The sequence below is a fragment of the Vibrio sp. A37 genome, from assembly GCF_059777565.1.
The window spans coordinates 1-933 of sequence record NZ_JBLNLI010000058.1 but is presented as its reverse complement, the minus strand read 5'-3'; the positions used below and the strand labels follow the sequence as shown (position 1 = coordinate 933).

Here is a 933-nt window from a genome sequence, read left to right as displayed (position 1 = left end):
GTTGCTCAAACAGCTCACTCAGCGTCTTATCTTGTGGGCAGTCCGCTTCTGTCTGGTTCCACTCATGCAATAAAGTATGACGCTCTTCAACGGTCGTCAGTGTCAGGCCATGATGCGCTTGCTCTGGCGAGTCAGCCAGAGCGCAGAGCACTTGCTGAAGTTGCCCCTTAAGTCGCTTCGCATCTGGGGAGGTCAACACGGCATTGTCATACTTAAGGTGCATCGTTAATTGCTCACCTTCTTCATAAGCAATCAGTGAGAGTGGGTAATCCATTTTCTCTATGCTTCCCCGCACTCGAAGATCACTCTGCATGTCATTCACTGGTGTCGGGTAATTCTCAAACACCAATAAACTGTGGAACAAGCGCTCCCCATCTCTTTGCAGCCTAGCGAGGGGAACATTACTGTAAGCATTGAGCTCTGCAATGCGCTGCTGGATCTGAGCCATGACCGACACGCAACTGGCGTCAGCCTGCCACACCACACACAACGGTAACGTATTGATGTACAACCCCACACTCTGTTCAATCTCATCGATCGGCAGATCTCGTCCAGAGATTGTGGTGCCCACTAACGTTTGTTCACTGCCACTGTACTCGTGTAAGAGTTTGTGCCACGCAAATTGGACCGCAACGTTTAACGTCATCCCCAATCGACGACACTGCGCTGTCAGCGCATGAAAACTGTCGCCCTCCATCGTCACTGAAACGGTGCGCTGCTCGCCCACCACACGGTCTTGATGCAAGCGACTGGGCTCACTGAGCAGGTAACGCACATCCGTCGTCCCTTCCCAACGTCCCCTTTGAGTCTGCCAATAATGGTCACTGCGGGTTGTGTTGTGCTGCAGGTAACGCTGCACCCTCGGATACGTGAGCTCTGACTGCACATTCGGGGTGTCACCTTGACATAAGGCCTGATACATCTGATGCACAA

Annotated in this window: 1 protein-coding gene; it reads right to left on the bottom strand. The window is 52.4% G+C overall.

Translation table 11 applies throughout. The features are described from left to right. Positions 1–922: condensation domain-containing protein (locus ACM2FC_RS23470; RefSeq protein ID WP_498483452.1), on the bottom strand; the 922-nt coding region annotated here is incomplete at its 3' end. Between the last annotated feature and the right edge of the window lie 11 nt (positions 923–933).